Annotated in this window: 1 pseudogene; it reads left to right on the top strand. The window is 52.9% G+C overall.

The annotated features are described in order from the left end of the window. Positions 1–823, top strand: a pseudogene (locus PGX78_RS08120) (hypothetical protein); the annotation flags it as partial.

Below are 823 nucleotides of genomic sequence, written 5' to 3'. Positions count from 1 at the left end.
GCTGCTACAAACAGTGTGGTGAGCGGCGAACGAAACAGTACGGATTCAAGAAACAGCCTCGTCGGCGGAAATCAAAATACCATCGGTTATGGCGGGGCTAATAACACCATATCGGGATATGCCAATCGTATAAATGACGGAGTGCAGAACTCTCAAGCTATCGGTATGGGAAATACAATATCGGGAAACAATGCCTTTGTTGCGGGCACCTCGAATACGGTGTCGGGTGAAAACAGTTTTGCTTCAGGTAGGGACATAAATGTGACCGGGGGCAATGCGTTGAGTGTCGGTATGAATAATACCGTCTCCGGAAACAACTCTACGGCCTTTGGGGGACTGAATACCGCCGCCGGAGATTACAGCTTTGTAGTCGGACGAGGTTCTCGAGTTGACGGCACGGCGGCTATGGCCGTCGGTGATAACTCTCGAGCCGGAGGAAGTAACTCCTTAGCGGCCTTAGGCGGTAATACAGTCGGGAATAATTCATTTGCCGTAGGGATCGGGGCCATGGCCGTATTGGATGATTCCTATGCTATCGGTCGCGGGTCCGTAGCCAATCGGGCAGCCGGAGTGAGCGGCTATCGTGCTAACGGCCGGACAAATGCTACGTGGCAGGCTACGGGAAATGCTGTGGCCGTCGGCGATTCGGCGAGCAGTATAACACGTCAAATTACCGGCGTTGCAGCAGGATCTGACGATACGGATGCAGTAAATGTAGCGCAGCTAAAAGATGCGATTCGGAATAGTGCCGGAGAAATTCCGGACTTTGGCGGCGAAATTCAAGCAACGGCTGCTCAAAGTGCCGCTTTAAGCGCCCTGAAGA

Origin of the sequence: Megasphaera sp. AF13-6AC (genome assembly GCF_027685385.1) — a bacterium.
Classification (GTDB): domain Bacteria; phylum Bacillota; class Negativicutes; order Veillonellales; family Megasphaeraceae; genus Megasphaera; species Megasphaera micronuciformis.
Note: the sequence above shows the minus strand (reverse complement) of the source record. Positions and strands in the feature narration are given on the sequence as shown.